An 18,655-nucleotide genomic window follows, 5' to 3' on the forward strand; every position below is an offset into this window, starting at 1 on the left:
CGACGGGAAATGAATCATTTCCCGTCGTCTTTTTCATTCATCGCGCCGACTGATTATAGGCAAGCCAGAATCGCTTTTTTAGATTCATCCGGCACAAAATGTTTTTCATTGAAGACATTGTAGTTTTTCGCACGGATTGTGGATAGGATTTCTTTATAGACGAGTCCTGCCCCTTTCACAGGAATTCTGGCATCCATCGGATACTCATGAATGGTTTCGAAAGCAGAACGGTAATAATGTTCAGCAAGCTCGGCCATTTCTTCCCACATCGCGATAAATTCAGGGCTGACAGTCCCTGAATACAGCTCCTCTTCGGCAAAGCCGTTTTTCTTCATCACTTCGGCTGGAAGATAAATTCGGCCAATCTTCAAATCTTCCCCGATATCCCGTAAAATATTCGTGATTTGCATCGCGTGCCCAAGGGCAATCGCCCCTTCGCGAAGCACCTGGATTTTGTTAGGCGCAAGAATTGGCAAAAGCATCAAGCCGACCGTGCTGGCTACGTGATAGCTGTAAGTCAATAAGTCTTCTACGGTATAATAGCGTTTAATGGTCAAATCCATTTCCTGTCCTTTGATCAAGGCATGGAATGGCTCTGCTTCCATGTCATATCGTTCAAATACATCTGCTAAAGCGATCCACATCGGATTTTCCGAATCAAAATTGCCTTGCAGGAATTCGTTAAACTCCTGCTCGAAGTTTTCCAGCTCCACTGCCGGATTATCCCCTTCATCTACGATATCATCGACAGTCCGGCAAAATGTATACACTCCCCAAACTGCTTTCTTCTTAGCTTTGGGCAATAAAGAAAATGTTCGGTAAAAGCTTTTGGAGTTTGCTGCAATCACTTCTTCACAATAAAGATAGGCATCTTTTAAATCCATTATGAACCGCTCCCTTCACTCGTTAAATCACGTTGGACTTGTTCAGCGAGTAGTTTTGCTCCTTGCATGACAATCGGAATGCCGCCGCCTGGATGAACTGAAGCCCCGACTGCGTATAGCCCCTGTGTTTTAAAAGGCTTGACTTGCGGACGGAAAACCCCGGATTGAAACAATGTCGGCCCGATTCCAAAACTGCCTCCCTGAAACAGTCCAAAAGCTTCAGCTTCAGTAGGCGTACGCACTTCCATCCATTCCACAGCTTCTGTGAAATCCGGAAATGCCAATTCTTCCATGCGATCAATGACGCCGTCAATCCATTCTTTTTCCTCTGCCCATTGAATATCCGTACCTGCAGGGACAGGAATCAATACGTACATGACGCCTTTGCCTTCCGGCGCCAAAGAATCATCGATAATGGATGGATGGAATGTGTAGAAAGCCGGATCGTCAGGCAGTTTTTTATCTGAAAATACGTGTTTCATATGGTCGCTGTAACTTTTTCCAATGAAGAATTGATGGACGTTCGCATTTTCATAAACACGGTCTAAACCAAAATAAAGCAGGACGCAACCTGAGGAAGGTGTAAATTCCCTTTTTTTCGCTTGCGGCAATACTTCTCCAATTGATGGGAAGTCTCCATTATAGATTACGGCATCATAGCCCTTAAATCCTTCTTTTGTTTCGATTCCTTTTACTTTATCCTGTTCCACAACTATATTCTCCACAGGATGGTCCGTATGTATCTTGAGATTCGGACGGCTCCTTAATTCACTTTCCAATAGCGGAATCAGGCTTCCATAACCGCCTTTTAAATAATGCACGCCATGTTCATGTTCACTGAACGGCACAAGCGAATACATAGCCGGAGCATTAAACGGATCTCCACCAATATAAAGTGCCTGCAGCGTATAAGCTAATTGAAGCCGCTCATCCCGAAAATAATTGGACATCAGTTTTTTTACAGATTGCTGCGGTTTCAGCTTTAAAAGATTTTTGACATTGCCCGGCGTCCAGAAATCCGATTTCTTTACAAAAGAATGTTCAAGGAAGGCAGACTTGCCAATTTCAAAGCGTTCCCGGCCTTCTGTCATAAAACGCAGAAAACCTTCTTTTTCCCCAGGAAACGTGCGTTCCACTTCTTCGGCTTGCCTTTGAATATCCGGGTATTTCGTGTAGACTTTTCCGTCCGGGAAACGAATGGTATAGAGAGGGTCGCAAAGCAGCAGTTCGTATCGCTGTTTCGATATTCCCGCTTCGCCTAATAATTCCTGAAACATTTCAGGAAGAAGGACGATGGTCGGCCCTTCATCTATTCGGTAGCCGTCTTTTTCGACGAAGCGAAGGCGTCCGCCTAATTGGCTGTCTTTTTCATAGATGGTGACGTCATATCCTTGTTGTGTCAGGTATAAGGCGCCCATCAATCCTCCGACGCCTCCGCCGATAATTGCGACGTTCATGCGAACCCCTCCAATGCAGGAAGCGGAGAAACAGGAAGTGTTTTTCTTCCATGCTGTTCCAAAATACCATTGGTCGAAATGCGGGCAGATTCAAGAATAGTCGGAAGACCGCTTCCGGGATGAGTGCCGCCGCCGACCAACCAGCAATTATCCAATTCCTCAAATTTATTGTGCGGGCGGAAAACCATCATCTGAGTTAATTGGTGTCCTAAGTTGAACGTGGCACCTTTATAAACCGAATAGTCTTGTTCCCAACCAAAAGGAGTGAGCAGTTTTTCCACTTCAATATGGTCGCGCAGACCTTTGAATTGCGTTTTTTCTTCTATAATATCCAACACAAGGTCACGGAAAGCTTCCTGCTCATTTTCCCAACCGATGTCGCTGAAATTATTCGGAACAGGAGCTAGAATATATAAAGCCGATTTTCCTTCCGGTGCAAGCGTCGGATCTGTCACACTGGCATTTTGGATATAAATTGAAGGATCTTCAGAAAGAATGCGTGAATTCGTTATTTCCTCTACATTTTTCTTGTAATCTTTTGAGAAGACGATTGTATGGTGTGACAAATCGTATTTCTTATCTAGCCCCAGATAAATCATAAATGTTGAACAAGAATATTTTTTCTTCTCCAGTTTTTCCGGTGTATATTTTTTAAGGATGCCAGGCTCTACCAGATGGTTCATGACATGGGCAAAATCTCCGTTGATTACGACTTCATCCGCTTCGATGCGTGTTCCATCTTCAAGATCCAGCCCTTTCACAGCCCGTTTCTCGATCCATAGGTTTTTGACTCCGCGGCCTGTATGAATCGTTCCACCTAATTCTTCAACAACTTTGGCCATTGCCTGAGAAAGCTGGTTAACGCCGCCAATCGGATGGTAGATGCCATAAGCATGTTCCATATAAGAAAGAATTGAAAAAGCGCCCGGACATTCCCATGGAGACATGCCCAGATATTTAGATTGGAACGCGAAAGCCATCTTGAGGCGTTCGTCTTTAAAATAGCGTGATAGGACTTGATAAAGCGTTTTATTGACTTCAAGTTCCGGCAACGCTTTAATCACTTTCGGCTGCATCATATGGATGAATTTATCCATTCGCGATTGGAGGATCGGTGATAACACCTCTAATTTTTTTCCGGTTTCTTTCATAAACCGTTCGTAGCCTTCTCCGTTACCTTTGAAATTCTCGTCAATTTGCGCTCTCATTTCTTTATGGTTCCGTGTCATGATTAAATTCTGGTCTTCAAACACCAGTTCATACATCGGATCCAGTTCAATTGCATTCATGTAATCGCTCAGCTTGCGCCCGGAAGCCTCGAATAATTCTTCAACGATATGGAGCATGCTTAAAAAAGTCGGTCCCGTGTCAAAAGTGAATTCACCCAACTTTAATTCGGCATTGCGCCCCCCGACTTTATCATTTTTTTCATAGACGTCCACTTGGTAACCCTTGGCAGCCAAGAGCATGGCTGCCGCTAATCCGCCAGGCCCAGCTCCCACTACTGCTATACGTTCTCTCATTATATGACCCCATTCCGCTTCAAATGTCCTGTTTAAATTATATTTTTATTATACAAATACTATACGACGTAGAATGAAAAAAAACTAGAAATAAGCTTTTTAAATTCTGAAAAATAATTTATTTTCCATTCTCCCTATTTACTAATCAATTCTAACTTTCCCTCTTTCCCATCCTTAAAAACAAATAAACAATACACTTTCCAAAAAGATACAAAAAAGCGCTGATTCAATCAATTAAAGATTGAATCAGCGCTTTTATTAGTTATTCAATTACTTAAGAATTTTAATTTTTACGTTTTTGCGTCCCCATTTAAGGGCTTTGCTTTTCGATGGGATGAAGACATCAATTTTCTTGCCTTTAATCGCTCCGCCAGTGTCTCCAGCAACAGCGTAGCCATAGCCTTCAACATAGACTTTCGTGCCAAGCTTGATCACTTTCGGATCTACTGCAATGACTTTAAGGCCTGGGTTTTTCTTTAAGTTCAATCCGGTTCTTGTAATTCCTGAGCAGCCTTTGCACGATGCTGTATAAGCAGATGCAGAAACTGTGAATTCTTTGACCACTGAACCTGAAGTAGAACGCGAAGGCGTTTTTGTTTTAGATGCAGTTTTTGCTGTAGACTTTACAAGTTTAAGCTTTTGTTTCGGATGAATCGTATTGGACTTCAAATTATTCCATGACTTTAAATTTGAAACCGATACCTTTTGTGTTTTTGCTATTTTATATAATGTGTCTCCACTTTTAACTGTATAGGTAGATGATGCTGCTGAGCTCTCAAGTGACATGCCAAGGAACAAAACTAGTGCAAAACTTAATACTATAAGTAGTTTTTTCAAGTTGTTCTCTCCTTCTTTGTTTTAGCAGTACAACCAAAATAGCATGTAAACATTACAATCGTGTAACATTCCGTAGGTCACTTTATTACAATTGGGTTCTTTTTTGTGACAAAAGTACCTCTGAATATTCAAAATACTTCGTTTTCAATGCTTTTCTTTTCTCTTTTACTGCCTTGTTGTCAAAACACCTGAAGCTTTTTGCCCACAAAAAAAAGAGAGATTCTGTACGGACAGAACCTCTCTAAATTCTTTTTATTTATTGGCTTTATGGACTTTCAATGTCTTGCCTTTGACCGTTTTGTCTTTCATGGCTTTTAGTACCATCGGCCCTTTGCCGTTTAAGATGTCAATATAAGTTACCGTGTCTTGAATTTTAATGATTCCGATGTCTTCCGCAGTCATTCCCGGAATACTCGTCAAGGTGCCGACAAAATCAAAAGCACGGAGTTTCTTTTTCTTACCGCCGTTGAAATACAATTTCATGATGTCTTTATTGACCAATTCATTTTTGTTTTTCTTCAATTTTGGACGGCTTTCCATTTTTTCAGTGAAGGCTATCTCTGCCTCCGCTACTCTTTCTTTAGATGGAGCATCATTCCGCTCCAATTCAAAACCGATATAAGACTCAATTTCATTTAAAAACTTGTCTTCGTAAGGTGTAGCAAACGTAATCGCTTTCCCCGTCTTGCCTGCACGCCCTGTTCTTCCTGCCCGGTGAACATAGCTTTCTTTTTCCAACGGGAGATCGTAGTTGATGACGTGGGTGATGCTGTCGATATCAATGCCTCGCGCTGCGACATCCGTCGCCACCAAGTAGCGGAATTCTCCGCGCTTAAAATCATTCATTACTTCAAAACGGTCTTCTTGAACCATTCCTCCATGCAATTTATCGCATGTGTAATAATGTTTTTCAAGTTGCTCCATAACGAAATCCACATTGTCTTTTGTTCGGCAAAAGATGATGCAGCTATCTGGATTTTCTATAATAGTGACATCCCGCAGCAAAGAGAACTTTCTTTTTTCATCTACTACATAAAGTGAATGTTCAATCTGATCCGTTAATGTGTGCGTGGAGGCAATCTCGATATGTTCCGGATCCCTCATGTATTTTTGCTGCAGCTTTTCAACGTTTTCCGGCAATGTCGCAGAAAACAGCATGGTCGTCCGCTCTTTCGGCAATTTATTGATGATGGATTCCACTTGCTCGATAAAGCCCATATTCAACATTTCATCCGCTTCGTCCAGAACCAAATAAGCGATGCGGCTTAAGTCGATTGTCCCGCGTTCAATATGGTCGAGTACACGGCCTGGCGTTCCCACTACAACATGGCATTTCTGTTTTAATTCGGCTTGCTGGTAAGCGAAAGGCTGTTTGCCGTAAACTGCGGCTGCTTTTATGCGTTTGAAGCGTCCGATGTTCGTGATGTCTTCTTTTACTTGATCGGCCAATTCCCGCGTAGGCGTCAAAATCAACGCTTGCGGCTTGTTTTCTTCCCAATCCACGAGTTCGCAGATCGGTATGCCGAATGCTGCCGTCTTCCCGCTGCCGGTTTGTGATTTCACAGCTACATCCGTTTTCTTTAGTGCAGCTGGCATCACTTTTTCCTGTACTTCGGTCGGACTCTTGTAGCCAAGGCCTTCGAGTGCCCGTAAAATCGGTTCACTTAGTTGAAAATCATTAAATTGTTGATTGCTCATTTATTATTGCTCCTTTTCCGTTCAAAAACGTACACCTTATTTCATTATCTCACGGATCGGATTTTTTTGCCGTAAATCAATTATTGAAACTACTGTCATTGATCCAGAAGACTGACGGAAACTTTCACCTCTAGAGATTGGCTGCCGCCGCGGTAGACGCCTTGGACCGGGCTGACATCGTTATAATCCCGTCCCACTCCGACGCGAATATGATGTTCCAGCGCTTCCACGTTATTGGTCGGATCCAGGCCGACCCAGCCGATTCCCGGCACCATCACTTCCACCCAGGCATGGCTTGCCGCATCTCCGACAAGCGCCGAATTTTCGCCCACGTACAAATAGCCGCTCACATAACGCGCAGGAATCTGTTTGGCCCGCAAAATTCCCAGCATGACATGGGTCAGGTCTTGGCAAACCCCTTTCCGCAAGTCAAATGATTCTTCCGCTTTTGTCGACACATTGGTCGATTCTCCATCATAAGTAAAATGGCTATGGATGTATTCCATGACGTCAATCGAATACTGCACCGGATTCTTCATCTCTCCTAATTCTTCATCCACCCGCGCCATTTGTTCCGGCGACAGGTAAGTGTAAGCGGTATTGCTCAGGAAAGCTAAATAATGTTCGCTGAATAATTGAGAATGGAAAATCGCATTCATTTCCGGCGAATAGTCGATGCGGTGGATAAATGGGCTTTTCTGGATGCTGACAATCGAGGTCGCTTTCACTTCAAGATGCTCATGATGCTCCGCAATGAAAAAGGTTTCGACGTGGTTCCCCCAAATATCGATATGTTCTTTTGTTACAGAAGCAGGAGTAATGTCAGCCCGGTAAGAAAGCAGACGCTGGCATTCATCGGTTCTGGGCTTCAGCCGGATTGAGTTCATGCTTTGGTCGACGATGGATTCATATTTAAAAATATTGGTATGTTCAATTTGATATTTCATAGAACTGATCTCCTCTGCACTCATGGTTTGGGATTGGCTGAAACCTGTTTCTTGAATGGTTGGATCGATTAAATAATAGGTCTTGGAGAAAAGCTGCGAAATCTCATTGCAGCCGTCCTGGAAATGGTTGAGAAAATTCATCATTTCATCTGTCGTAAATTCTTCAATTTTTACTTCGTTGAATTCGGTGCGCATTTCATCCAATTTGGCATAAAGTTCCCAAGAATAATGCGAAACTTTGCCGTCTTCCAACACATCGATCGCTTCCCTTACATGGTCGAGGCAATAGCGGATCGAGCGCGGAAAAGCTTTGTTCGAAATCAAAAAGCTCAATACTTGCCGAGGATCCATTTTCGGCGGATGCGATTTCAAATATGCTTCATAGGCATTGGTCATTCGGAGAGCCGATAGCCAATAGTAGTAGTCTTCGGTCTGTTCATCCAGCTGCTGCTCGTACGTGCGGTCGCATACAACATTCAAAATTCGGGCCGTTTTTTCTGCCCGTTCAAGCCATTTGCCGATTTTGATGATTTGGTATTCCACGCCTCTCGACATCGATGATTCGATGATTCCTTGCGATGTCAGTGCCGTTGTTTTTACCCGCTCCAAAAACGAACGGATCTGGCCGTTTTCGCATTCGGCTCGATTCATTTCTTGGAGAGCCAAATAACAGCCATTCCAAGTTTTCCAGTAATCATCTATGATATGGTCCCTGCTTACCCGAGCATTCTCTCTCACCATTCGTACGCAATTCGAAATGGAATTCAAATTCTGATCATCTATTGCTAAATAATGGATCAAGTGGTCTTCGCCATACGCTTGCTGCTTTTTCAAATAATCCAACTCTTGCTGAGTGGCACAAATTTCATAGATCAGTTTCCAATCGCTGTCCCTGACCAAATCTTCATCCGAAGCTTCAATCATCTGGAGCAATTGCACGTCAAGTATCCGTGCGTTATTCTCTGCCCTTTCCGCATTCCGTGACATCCAATATAAGGCATTTGCTACTCGGCTAAGCATCAAGAAGCCCCCTATCCTCTTTTTCTTTATACACCCACGTGTCTTTTCCGCCCCCTCCTTGAGAGGAGTTTACGACTAAAGAACCTTGCTTCAAGGCAACTCGCGAAAGGCCGCCCGGAAGCACTTTCGTTTCATTGCCTCTCATGACAAATACCCGCAAGTCTACATGGCACGGATAAAATTCTTCACCTTGGTAGGCAGGAGCCCTTGAAAGCTTAATAGTAGGCTGTGCAATATATTGATGAGGAGATTCGATGATTTTCTCCCGGAATTTCTCTATCAGCTCTTTCGAAGCATGGGGACCGACAAGCATATCGTAGCCGCCTGATGCGCCAACATTTTTTACGACGAGTTCTTCAAGATGTTCAAGAACCCATTCGCGATCTTCTTTGTTGCTAAGCAAATACGTTTTTACATTATCGATAATCGGCTCTTCGCCGAGGTAGTAGCGGATCATGTCTGGCACGTATGCGTAAATTGCCTTATCGTCTGCGACTCCGTTGCCGATGCCGTTTAATATGGCTACATTCCCGTGCCGGTAAGCTTCAAGCAGCCCAGGCACGCCAAGTGCTGAATCCGCTCTGAAAGCTCGCGGATCAAGAAAATCGTCATCAATCCGGCGGTAGATGATGTCCACCCGCTGCAGTCCACGGATCGACTTCATATAGACGATATTCTTTTTGACGATTAAATCCCTTCCTTCCACTAAGTCGATGCCCATTTGCTGAGCCAAAAAAACATGGTCATAATACGCTGAGTTGTACATTCCAGGTGTCAATAAAACCGCAAAAGGTTTTTCATTCGAGGTGTTCGGCATATGGTCAAGCATGGCCTGATGAAGATAAGATAATTGATGTTCAAGCGCATGCACTGAATGATTAGCGAAGAAATCAGGATAGACCTGCCTCATGACATAACGATTCTGGTACACATAAGACATGCCCGAAGGATTCCGCAGATTGTCTTCAAGAACATGGTATTTTCCAAATTCATCGCGTATCAAATCGATGCCAGCCAGGAAAATATGGTTCTTGAGAGGAATATCAATTCCTTTCACTTGCTTTGAATAATAATAGGGATTTTCTTCAACTAAATATCGGGGCACGATGCCGTCTTCGAGGATTTTCTGTTCATGATAGACATCATCGAGAAATCGGTTAAGAGCTTCCGTACGCTGAATCATGCCTTTTTCAATTGTTTGCCATTCGTCCCGAGAGATGATAATCGGTACAAAATCAAAAGGCATGGTCCTTTCCGTCCCGACATTGTTGTTGTAAACCGTGAACGTAATCCCTTGCCGCAAGAATGCAAGTTGAGCTGTATCATGCTTTTCTTTAAGTTCTTCTTCGGTAAACCGCTGCAAGATGTCGTAAAACTTCCGGTAATGCGGTTTCGGAACCTTTTGCTCGTTGAACATCTCATCGAAAAAAGGCTTGACCTGATAGGAATCAAACATAATACAACTCACCCTTTCTTAATATTCCGTTAATTTTAAAGCTTAAAAAAAGCTATAGCTCATAGGCTTGCGAGCAATAGCTTTTCTGTTGGGATATTCACTTTTATTTGTCGAAAGTCGATTTATCGGTTGAAGAAGAATCATTTGATAAATCTTTTTTCAATGACTCACTGTAATCCGTACTGCCGCCATAGACTCCGCCGCTCGGGGTTGAAGTGTCTGGAGAAACACTGCTTGAAGAACTCGTATTTGATGAGCCTGAAGCACTGGACCCAGCCGTTTTTGATGTAGAAGAAGAATCTTTAGTAGACGTGCCGCCCACTTCATCCTGCAAAGTTTGGTTGGCTTTATCCAACATGTCTTTTTCTTTATCCATCATTTTTTGCTGGCCTTCAATGGCACTTTTCACTGTTTCCACCGCTTTGCTCACGCCTGGTTTCACTTTGTCGACCATTCCGCCTGATTGTTCATTGAAGCGGTCTAGCCCTTTCTTCACATTCTCTTTCAAGTTGCCGGCTTGAGAAGTTTCATTGCCGTTGGAATCTACTTTTTTCTGGGTCATTGCTGCACCAATTACTGCCCCGACGCCTAATAACACAAGCTTGCCAAACATACCGCCTGAATTTCTAGCCATTTTCATCTCTCCTTTTCAGTTTTAAAATACACTGTGCTCATAGTATTGACTGTTTTAGCCTATTTCAAACATAAAAAAGGAAAAAAGAAAGACACCTTCTAAGCCAAAGGTGCCACATAAATTATACAACTCATTCAATTTTGCCATGTGAAAAAGCTTTAGCTTTTTACGTAATTTTGCCTTCTTCTTTTATCACTTGTTCAAAAGCCTTGACCACTTCCGGATCGTATTGAATGCCCGCAAGTTGCTTAATTTCTGCCAAAGCGAACTCAGCGGTAAAGGCTTTTCGGTAAGCGCGGTCTTCCGTCATCGCATCGAACGTATCACAGACACCGATGATTTTCGCTTCCATTAAAATTTCTTCATCCACTAAACCGAAAGGATAGCCTCGCCCATTCACTCGTTCATGATGCTGCTCAACGATATCCGCAAGTTCTGCGTAAGGAGTCTCTCTGATCATTGCTGCACCATCACCTGGATGCTTCTTAATCAGTTCAAACTCAGCATCTGTCAGTTTACCGGGTTTCTTTAAAACTTCTTCAGGTATATTAATCTTGCCAATGTCATGAAGAAAAGCGGCCGAATATAAATTCTGGATTCTTTGCTTCGGCAATTTCATTTTAGTCGCTGTTTTTACTGCATAATGCGCAACACGTGAACTGTGATTAAAAGTGTAGCGGTCTTTCTGCTCGACCGCTTCCCCGATTTTTCTCAGTTCCTTGATTTCTCCACTTAATTCCTGAAACACTGGAGCTGTCGAAATCGACAAAAGGATAACGTCCGATTTGGTATAAAAATCTACTGTAGTTTCTAAATTTTTTGTAGAAAAAAAATCATTGGCAGACAATCTTACTTTCTCATCATCGATTTCGCCTTCGATTTCGCCTTCAATTATATAGTAAAACTCCTCAACGTCGGCATCTTCCCCTGGAAAAAGAATGAATAACCGATCTTTTTGAATCGCTTGCTTCATTATTTCTAAACTATTTCCACGTCCAAGTAGACTTAGAGTTGTCGAATCATTATTCACTTTTTCGAGGTACCCATTCTTCAATATGTCTAAGCCTTTCACGATTACACGTCCTTTAGAAAAAGATGAGAGTATCGGTATCCCGATACTCTCATCTTACTGTATCTATGAGGTTTTATCCATTGAAAATTACCAGCTTACTACTCGTATTGGATCGATTAAGGCGATGCGATCTGCGAACTGGACAGGAATCCATTCGATTTCTACATTAAGCCCTGATTCTCTGGCTTTTTCAACCCCGTGGCGTGTAATTTCTTGAGTTTTTACGTCAACTTCAGAAATGATTTTCGTCAATTTTTGTTCATAATCCGCTTTCAACAAAGCCGGGTCTCCAGCTTCACTAACAGCTAAAAGATAGTCTTCATATAATTGATCTGCCTGGGCTTGCCCTTTTGCAATTACATCGTAAATTTCAGCATTTACTTGTTCCACTTCGTTAAGCGCTTGTGCGATTTCTGGAGTTATCACTGCTTCTTGAGCAAAAGCAGTAGTTCCAACCATAACAGCAAGAAGTACAGATAGTAACAATGCAACAAAACCTTTTTTGAACATTCTTCTTCCTCCCGACAATTAAATGATGTGGTGAACACAAGTTTAACTGTTCTATGTAGTAATGCCTGATTCTTTCGAGCCTAGCAGTAATACCTATTAAAGTTAATCTCGCTGCACCTATTATAGTATATATGAATCATGTTTTTTACACAACATTTTCTAAATTTTCTTTCTATTCTATTTTTGTAAAGACTTTTCACCTAAAAAAAAGACCAGACAAATGTCTGGTCTTCCAAAAATTAAGGCAACACGGTCGAACCCATCAAATAACGGTCGCATTCTCTTGCTGCTTCTCTTCCTTCATTAATCGCCCATACAATCAGGCTCTGGCCTCTTCGCATATCTCCAGCTGCGAAAACGCCTTCGACATTGGTAGTATATTTTCCATATTCCGCATTGACCGTGGAATTTGCGCTTGTTTCAACTTCCATCTGTTCAATGAACTTCTGGTCAGGTCCGCTAAATCCGATGGCAATCAAGACAAGATCCGCTTTCCAGACTTTTTCCGTGCCCGGAATCTCTTCGCGGATTCGGTTGCCTGATTCATCGATTCTTAACTTAACGTTCACCGTATGAACTTCTTTAAGCTGGCCATTTTCATCGCCTACAAACTTCTTCGTCATAACAGCGAATGCTCGTGGATCTTCCCCGAATGCAGCTGCCGCTTCTTTTTGTCCATATTCCACCCGGTGCACACGTGGATATTGCGGCCATGGGTTTCCTAAGTCATCGCGCAATGCGCCTTTTTTATCGTAGACATCAAATTGCACTAAGCTTTTGCAATTGTGGCGAACGGATGTGGCCAGGCAGTCTGTTCCCGTATCTCCACCGCCAATGACAATCACATTTTTTCCTTCAGCGGAAATATAATTGCCATCCGCTAAATTCGAATCCAGTAAACTTTTCGTATTGGCATGCAAAAAATCCATTGCGTAATGGACGCCTTTCAAATCACGGCCTTCTACAACGATATCACGATGTACAGCAGCTCCTGTGCACATAATCACAGCATCAAAATCCGAGCGAAGCGCTGATACCGGATAATCTTTTCCAACTTCAGTGTTTGTAATAAATGTGATGCCTTCTTGTTCCAAAATTTTGACGCGGCGAAGCACAACGTCATACGATAATTTCATTTCCGGGATTCCATAAGTCAGCAAACCTCCGACTCGGTCGCTTCTTTCAAACACGGTCACGAGGTGTCCCGCTTTATTCAATTGGGCTGCAGCTGCTAATCCAGCTGGACCCGAGCCGATAACCGCCACTTTTTTGCCGGTTCTTGAAAGAGGCGGTTCCGGAACGACCCACCCTTCCGCAAACCCTTTTTCGATGATGGAACGCTCAACTGTTCGGATAGCTACTGGCGGTTCATTAATTCCGAGGACACAAGCCCCTTCACAAGGAGCTGGACAAGCCATTCCTGTAAATTCCGGAAAATTGTTCATAACGTGTTCCCGCCGCAACGCTTCCTTCCATTGCCCTCGGTACACCAAGTCATTCCATTCAGGAATTAAATGGTAAACTGGGCAACCCGTCGTTGATCCTTCCAACTCCATGCCGGATTGGCATGTCGGCACGCCGCAATCCATGCAGCGTGCCCCCTGCTTTCTCACTTCTTCATCTGAAAGAGGGATTGTATAATCCGACCAATCTTTTTTCCGTACTGCCGGATCTCGTTCTTTCACTGTTTGCCGGCTGTATTCCATGAAACCAGTCGCTTTTCCCATCAAACCCCTCCAATTCTTTACTTGCATAGATGGCCGCTTATGCCTTTCAGAGCTGACCAGCCGCTTACGCTTTTCCTGTTGCCATTTTGCTTTCTTCAAATGCTGCCATTTCGGCATCAGATTTTGCCATTCCGCTTTCCTGCAATTTGCTGATGCGTTCATTGATTTTCAAATACGCTTTCGGAATGACCCGAACGAATTTAGCCGAATAGATTTTCCAGTTGTCGAGCAGGCGTTTGCCATTTTTACTGCCTGTATACTGAACATGCTGTTCGATCATATGGCGCAATTCTTCCATTTCTCCCGGTTCGACAAGCGGCTGCATGTGAACAAGCTCGGCATTGCAGCGTTCAGCAAATGTCTCGTCTTCATTCAATACATAAGCGATGCCGCCCGACATGCCGGCTGCAAAGTTTTTGCCAGTCTTGCCTAAAATAACAACGCGACCGCCTGTCATATATTCACAGCCATGATCTCCGACACCTTCAACGACGATATTGGCCCCACTATTACGGACCGCAAAACGCTCTCCTGCAATTCCGTGGATATACGCTTCGCCGGCAGAAGCTCCGTAAAATGAAACATTCCCGATAATGACATTATTTTCAGGAATAAACGTCGAATCGCTTGCCGGATAGACGATGATTTTCCCTCCGGATAAACCTTTCCCTACAAAATCATTGGCATCTCCAATCAGTTTAAGCGTCATTCCTTTAGGGATGAACGCACCGAAACTTTGTCCGGCTGACCCTTGGAAATTGAAATTGATCGTGTCTTCCGGCAATCCTTCTGCTCCGTATTTTTTGGATACGGCATAACCGATGATCGTGCCGGTTGCGCGATGGATGTTTCGGATGGCTGTTGTGACATCAACCCGCTCACCCGATTCAATCGCTTTTCTGGCGCGCGGCAGCAATTCGGTATAATCCAATGTATTCTTCAATTCATGATCTTGTTTTACAGTCGCGTAACGCCCTACCTTTTCAGGCAGATCCGGCTGATACAATAAAGCGGAAAGGTCGAGTCCACTAGCTTTCCAATGGTCTACAGCCTGTTTTGCTTCGATCACATCTGTTCTTCCGATCATTTCATTGATGGTCCGGAATCCAAGTTCCGCCATTAACTCGCGTGCTTCCTGTGCGACAAATCGCATAAAGTTTGCGACATGCTCCGGATCGCCCATGTATTTCTTGCGCAGCTCAGGATTTTGCGTAGCAATTCCGACCGGACATGTATCCATATGGCATACACGCATCATGACGCAGCCAAGAACGACTAATGGAGCCGTTGAAAAGCCGAATTCTTCCGCCCCGAGCAAAGCAGCGGTAACGACATCGCGGCCTGTCATCATCTTCCCATCCGTCTCGACAACGATCCGGTCACGTAAACCATTCAGCAGAAGCGTTTGGTGTGTTTCCGCTAATCCGATTTCCCATGGCAAACCGGTATGCTTCAAACTCGTCTTCGGCGCAGCGCCAGTACCGCCGTCGTATCCACTGATCAACACAACATCAGCACGGCCTTTTGCAACGCCGGCTGCAATGGTTCCAACGCCAACTGCCGATACCAGTTTCACACTGATGCGGGCCATTGGATTAGCATTTTTCAAATTATAAATCAGCTCTGCCAAATCTTCGATCGAATAAATATCATGATGCGGAGGCGGAGAAATCAGTTCTACTCCAGGAGTTGAACCACGGACTTCCGCTACCCATGGATATACTTTTTTGCCTGGCAAATGTCCGCCTTCTCCCGGCTTAGCTCCTTGAGCTACTTTGATCTGAATTTCATCTGCATTGACCAAATAATGGCTGGTTACGCCAAATCGGCCAGAAGCCACTTGTTTGATCGCGCTTCGGCGGCTATCGCCATTCTCATCAGGGATGAAACGGGAAACTTGCTCTCCGCCTTCTCCCGAATTGCTTCTGCCGCCGATCCGGTTCATGGCAATCGCCAATGCTTCATGCGCTTCTTGGCTGATTGAACCGAATGACATCGCGCCTGTTTTAAAGCGCGCACAAATTTCTTCAATCGTTTCCACTTCTTCTATTGGAACAGGAGTCCGCTTCTTGAACTCCATTAACCCGCGCAAGGACTGGACATTCGAAGTTTCTTTCGTTAATAGGCCTGTGTATTTTTTAAACACTCGATAATCATTCGTCCGGCAAGCCTGCTGCAGCGTATGGATCGTTAATGGATTGTATTGATGCGTCTCACCGTTTGCCCGGTATTGGTACTCATCTCCAGCTTCCAAGAATCGATCTCCTGTTCTGCGTTCCGGATATGCCTGTTCATGGCGCATCAGCGCCTCTTTTGCAATAATATCAAGGCCAATCCCGCCAAGCCGCGAAGAAGTACGCGTAAAGTAACGATCGATGACATCCATATGAATTCCGACCGCTTCAAAGATTTGTGCACCTCGGTAACTTTGGATGGTTGAAATCCCCATTTTCGACAAAACTTTGATGATTCCATCGGTTACGGCATTCACATAGCTCGCTTCCGCTTTTTTATAAGGAACACCGACAATGTCTTCTTGTTCAATCAGGTCTTCTATGGTGCGCAAAGCCAGATAAGGATTGATTCCTTCAGCTCCATACCCGAGCAATGCGGCAAAATGATGGACTTCCCGCGGTTCTGCAGATTCCAGCAAAATGCTGACTTTCGTCCGGGTTCCTTTGCGGATAAAATGGTGGTGCAAACCGGAAACGGCCAATAATGCAGGGATGGCCACATGCTCCTCGTCCACACCCCGGTCTGAAAGAATCAAAAGAGTAGCTCCAGCTTCATAAGCTTGATCGGCTTTTATAAATAGCTCTTCCAGTTCCTGCTCCATCGCTTCCGGTCCACCGGATTTTTTGAAAAGAATCGGCAGCGTAATCGTTTGGAACTCCACGAGCTTCTGCTGGCGTAATTTTTCCAAGTCATCGTTTGTCAGTACAGGTGTCTCGAGACGGATATGGCGGCTGCTTTCCGGCCGAGGATCCACTAGATTCCCTTCTGCACCGATCGTTGTGCGGGCAGCAGTGATGATGTGCTCACGGATCGCGTCAATCGGCGGGTTCGTCACTTGTGCAAATAATTGCTTGAAGTAATTATAAAGAAGCTGCGGTTTTTTGGATAAGACGGCTAACGGTGAATCATAGCCCATTGAACCAACCGGGTCCTTGCCCTCCGTAGCCAATGGCTTGATGATTTTTTGAACTTCTTCCGTCGTATAGCCGAATGCCAGCTGCTGCTCCACAAATTTTTCTTTAGTTACTGTCTGACCAGGAATTGAAGGGGCAGGAAGATCATCCAAATCCAATAGATTGTTCTCAATCCAGTCTTTATAAGGAAGTTCCTTGGCAATCTGCATTTTGATTTCTTCATCCGGAATAATTTTTCCAGCCTCTAAATCGACTAGGAGCATTTTGCCTGGACGCAAGCGATCTTTGTAAATGATGTCATCAGCAAATATGTCCAATGCGCCAACTTCAGATCCAAGAACGATCATTCCGGTTTTCGTTACGTAATAACGCGCGGGGCGAAGACCGTTGCGATCCAGGCAAGCCGCTATTTGACGGCCGTCCGTAAAGACCAGTGCTGCCGGTCCGTCCCATGGCTCCATTAACGTACTATGGAATTCATAAAAGTCTTTTTTCTCTTTTCGAATGGTCGGGTCGTTAACCCATGGTTCCGGAACCATCATCATTGCGGTATGCGCCAGTGAGCGGCCTGATAAGTGAAGGAATTCAAAACAGTTGTCGAACATTGAAGAATCGCTTCCGCTTTCATCAATAACGGGCAAGACCTTTTGTAGTTCTTGCTCATTGAAATAAGGAGAACTGCAAAGCGTTTGTCTTGCACGCATCCAATTCACGTTTCCTCTGAGGGTATTGAATTCACCGTTATGGATTGAGTAACGGTTCGGGTGGGACCGTTGCCAGCTCGGGAAGGTATTCGTACTGAAACGGGAGTGAACTAATGCCAACGCTGATTTGAATTCAGGGTGGTTGAGGTCAATATAGAAGGAATCCAGTTGTTCAGGAATTAGCATGCCTTTGTAAACGATCGTGCCTGCTGAAAGGCTGCTGAAATAGACATCTTTGAAATCCTCATTGCCGCCCATAACCATTTCGATGCGTTTGCGGATGACATAGAGTTTGCGTTCAAGCGCCATACGGTCTCCCAGATTTTCAGAAGCCGCAATAAATACTTGGCGTATGACCGGCTTTGTTTTCAAAGCCACTTTCCCAACAAAAGAATCATTTATAGGAACTGGCCGCCAGCCTAGGCATTCCTGGCCTTCCTCTTCTACAATTTGCTTGATGATTTCTTTCGTTTTCATGCGCAGCTCATAATCCTGGGGCATGAAAACCATCCCGATGCCATATTTTCCAGCTTCAGGAAGAGTAATCCCTTCTTTTTCGCATTGCTTTAAAAAGAAACGATGAGGAATCTGTGTTAAAATTCCCGCTCCGTCCCCTGTGCTCGTATCCGAAGATTGGCCTCCCCGATGTTCCAAGTTGCAAAGAATGTTGATTGCATTCTGAACAATCGCATGTGATTTTTCTCCATTAATATTAGCAATCATCCCGATTCCGCATGCCTCATGCTCTTGATCCGGATGATAGAGTCCTTGTTGTTGTGGATATTCTCTCTTGCTCATCAAATCGCCTCCTTCATTACGATAAAGTGTCATAATGTTTTGATAGTATACCACATGTCTGAATATATATACAATTCCATCTTGATATTTTTTTCACATTGTTTCGTGAATACAGGCCATGTATGTAACCGTTTACATATTTAATGATTTACATAAAATTCACCATGTAATAAATTGAATATTTATACAGATTTACTTAATAAAAATAAAAAAGATCCCTTAACAAAAGGGATCTTTTT

General features: G+C 43.9%; 12 protein-coding genes and 1 pseudogene. All 13 read right to left on the reverse strand.

Translation table 11 applies throughout. From position 1 onward, the window contains the following. Nucleotides 1-53 precede the first annotated feature (53 nt). Nucleotides 54-884, reverse strand: coding sequence for a phytoene/squalene synthase family protein (locus tag NFU07_RS07060; RefSeq protein ID WP_251476190.1), 831 nt, complete (start codon nucleotides 882-884; stop codon nucleotides 54-56). Then, nucleotides 884-2,341 carry a phytoene desaturase family protein gene (locus NFU07_RS07065; RefSeq protein ID WP_251476192.1) on the reverse strand — a complete coding sequence of 486 codons (1,458 nt, stop codon included), beginning with the start codon at nucleotides 2,339-2,341 and terminating at the stop codon, nucleotides 884-886. The genes NFU07_RS07060 and NFU07_RS07065 overlap by 1 nt, the downstream gene beginning before the upstream one ends. Beyond that, nucleotides 2,338-3,864: a phytoene desaturase family protein gene (locus tag NFU07_RS07070; RefSeq protein WP_251476195.1), complete on the reverse strand. Its 1,527-nt coding sequence runs from the start codon at nucleotides 3,862-3,864 to the stop codon at nucleotides 2,338-2,340. Before NFU07_RS07070 ends, NFU07_RS07065 begins: the two co-directional genes overlap by 4 nt. A gap of 270 nt (nucleotides 3,865-4,134) precedes the next feature. Next, nucleotides 4,135-4,701, reverse strand: coding sequence for a 3D domain-containing protein (locus NFU07_RS07075; RefSeq protein ID WP_251476197.1), 567 nt, complete (start codon nucleotides 4,699-4,701; stop codon nucleotides 4,135-4,137). A gap of 252 nt (nucleotides 4,702-4,953) precedes the next feature. Beyond that, the gene (locus NFU07_RS07080) at nucleotides 4,954-6,399 is read right to left on the reverse strand and encodes a DEAD/DEAH box helicase (protein WP_251476199.1); all 1,446 of its coding nucleotides are present in this window, start codon (nucleotides 6,397-6,399) and stop codon (nucleotides 4,954-4,956) included. 95 nt (nucleotides 6,400-6,494) lie between these two features. Then, nucleotides 6,495-7,346, reverse strand: coding sequence for a transglutaminase family protein (locus NFU07_RS17765; RefSeq protein ID WP_397443720.1), 852 nt, complete (start codon nucleotides 7,344-7,346; stop codon nucleotides 6,495-6,497). Between the two features lie 135 nt (nucleotides 7,347-7,481). Further along, nucleotides 7,482-8,366: pseudogene (locus NFU07_RS17770) on the reverse strand (alpha-E domain-containing protein); the annotation flags it as partial. After that, nucleotides 8,359-9,822, reverse strand: a complete 1,464-nt coding sequence (locus NFU07_RS07090; RefSeq protein WP_251476202.1) for a circularly permuted type 2 ATP-grasp protein — start codon at nucleotides 9,820-9,822, stop codon at nucleotides 8,359-8,361. The pseudogene NFU07_RS17770 and the gene NFU07_RS07090, both read right to left, overlap by 8 nt. Nucleotides 9,823-9,925: 103 nt before the next feature. Beyond that, nucleotides 9,926-10,456 carry a hypothetical protein gene (locus NFU07_RS07095; RefSeq protein WP_235197348.1) on the reverse strand — a complete coding sequence of 177 codons (531 nt, stop codon included), beginning with the start codon at nucleotides 10,454-10,456 and terminating at the stop codon, nucleotides 9,926-9,928. A 166-nt stretch (nucleotides 10,457-10,622) separates the two neighbouring features. Further along, nucleotides 10,623-11,528, reverse strand: coding sequence for an HD-GYP domain-containing protein (locus NFU07_RS07100; protein ID WP_251476204.1), 906 nt, complete (start codon nucleotides 11,526-11,528; stop codon nucleotides 10,623-10,625). A gap of 87 nt (nucleotides 11,529-11,615) precedes the next feature. Next, a complete protein-coding gene (locus NFU07_RS07105) occupies nucleotides 11,616-12,038 on the reverse strand; it encodes a hypothetical protein (RefSeq protein ID WP_251476205.1) in 423 nt (140 codons plus the stop codon). Between the two features lie 239 nt (nucleotides 12,039-12,277). Beyond that, entirely contained in the window at nucleotides 12,278-13,765 is a 1,488-nt protein-coding gene (locus NFU07_RS07110; protein ID WP_251476206.1) for a glutamate synthase subunit beta, read from the reverse strand. 64 nt (nucleotides 13,766-13,829) lie between these two features. Continuing rightward, nucleotides 13,830-18,416: a glutamate synthase large subunit gene (gene gltB / locus NFU07_RS07115; RefSeq protein ID WP_251476207.1), complete on the reverse strand. Its 4,587-nt coding sequence runs from the start codon at nucleotides 18,414-18,416 to the stop codon at nucleotides 13,830-13,832. Between the last annotated feature and the right edge of the window lie 239 nt (nucleotides 18,417-18,655).

The organism is Planococcus sp. NCCP-2050 (genome assembly GCF_023708025.1).
In the GTDB taxonomy this organism is placed as follows: domain Bacteria; phylum Bacillota; class Bacilli; order Bacillales_A; family Planococcaceae; genus Planococcus.

What these genes read in the sequence shown, in the direction of transcription:
- NFU07_RS07060 (WP_251476190.1), bottom strand. Translation starts at nt 884, where the DNA reads ATGGATTTAAAAGATGCCTATCTTTATTGTGAAGAAGTGATTGCAGCA.
- gltB (WP_251476207.1), bottom strand. Translation starts at nt 18,416, where the DNA reads ATGAGCAAGAGAGAATATCCACAACAACAAGGACTCTATCATCCGGAT.
- NFU07_RS07090 (WP_251476202.1), bottom strand. Translation starts at nt 9,822, where the DNA reads ATGTTTGATTCCTATCAGGTCAAGCCTTTTTTCGATGAGATGTTCAAC.
- NFU07_RS07080 (WP_251476199.1), bottom strand. Translation starts at nt 6,399, where the DNA reads ATGAGCAATCAACAATTTAATGATTTTCAACTAAGTGAACCGATTTTA.
- NFU07_RS07095 (WP_235197348.1), bottom strand. Translation starts at nt 10,456, where the DNA reads ATGGCTAGAAATTCAGGCGGTATGTTTGGCAAGCTTGTGTTATTAGGC.
- NFU07_RS07105 (WP_251476205.1), bottom strand. Translation starts at nt 12,038, where the DNA reads ATGTTCAAAAAAGGTTTTGTTGCATTGTTACTATCTGTACTTCTTGCT.
- NFU07_RS07065 (WP_251476192.1), bottom strand. Translation starts at nt 2,341, where the DNA reads ATGAACGTCGCAATTATCGGCGGAGGCGTCGGAGGATTGATGGGCGCC.
- NFU07_RS17765 (WP_397443720.1), bottom strand. Translation starts at nt 7,346, where the DNA reads ATGAAATATCAAATTGAACATACCAATATTTTTAAATATGAATCCATC.
- NFU07_RS07070 (WP_251476195.1), bottom strand. Translation starts at nt 3,864, where the DNA reads ATGAGAGAACGTATAGCAGTAGTGGGAGCTGGGCCTGGCGGATTAGCG.
- NFU07_RS07110 (WP_251476206.1), bottom strand. Translation starts at nt 13,765, where the DNA reads ATGGGAAAAGCGACTGGTTTCATGGAATACAGCCGGCAAACAGTGAAA.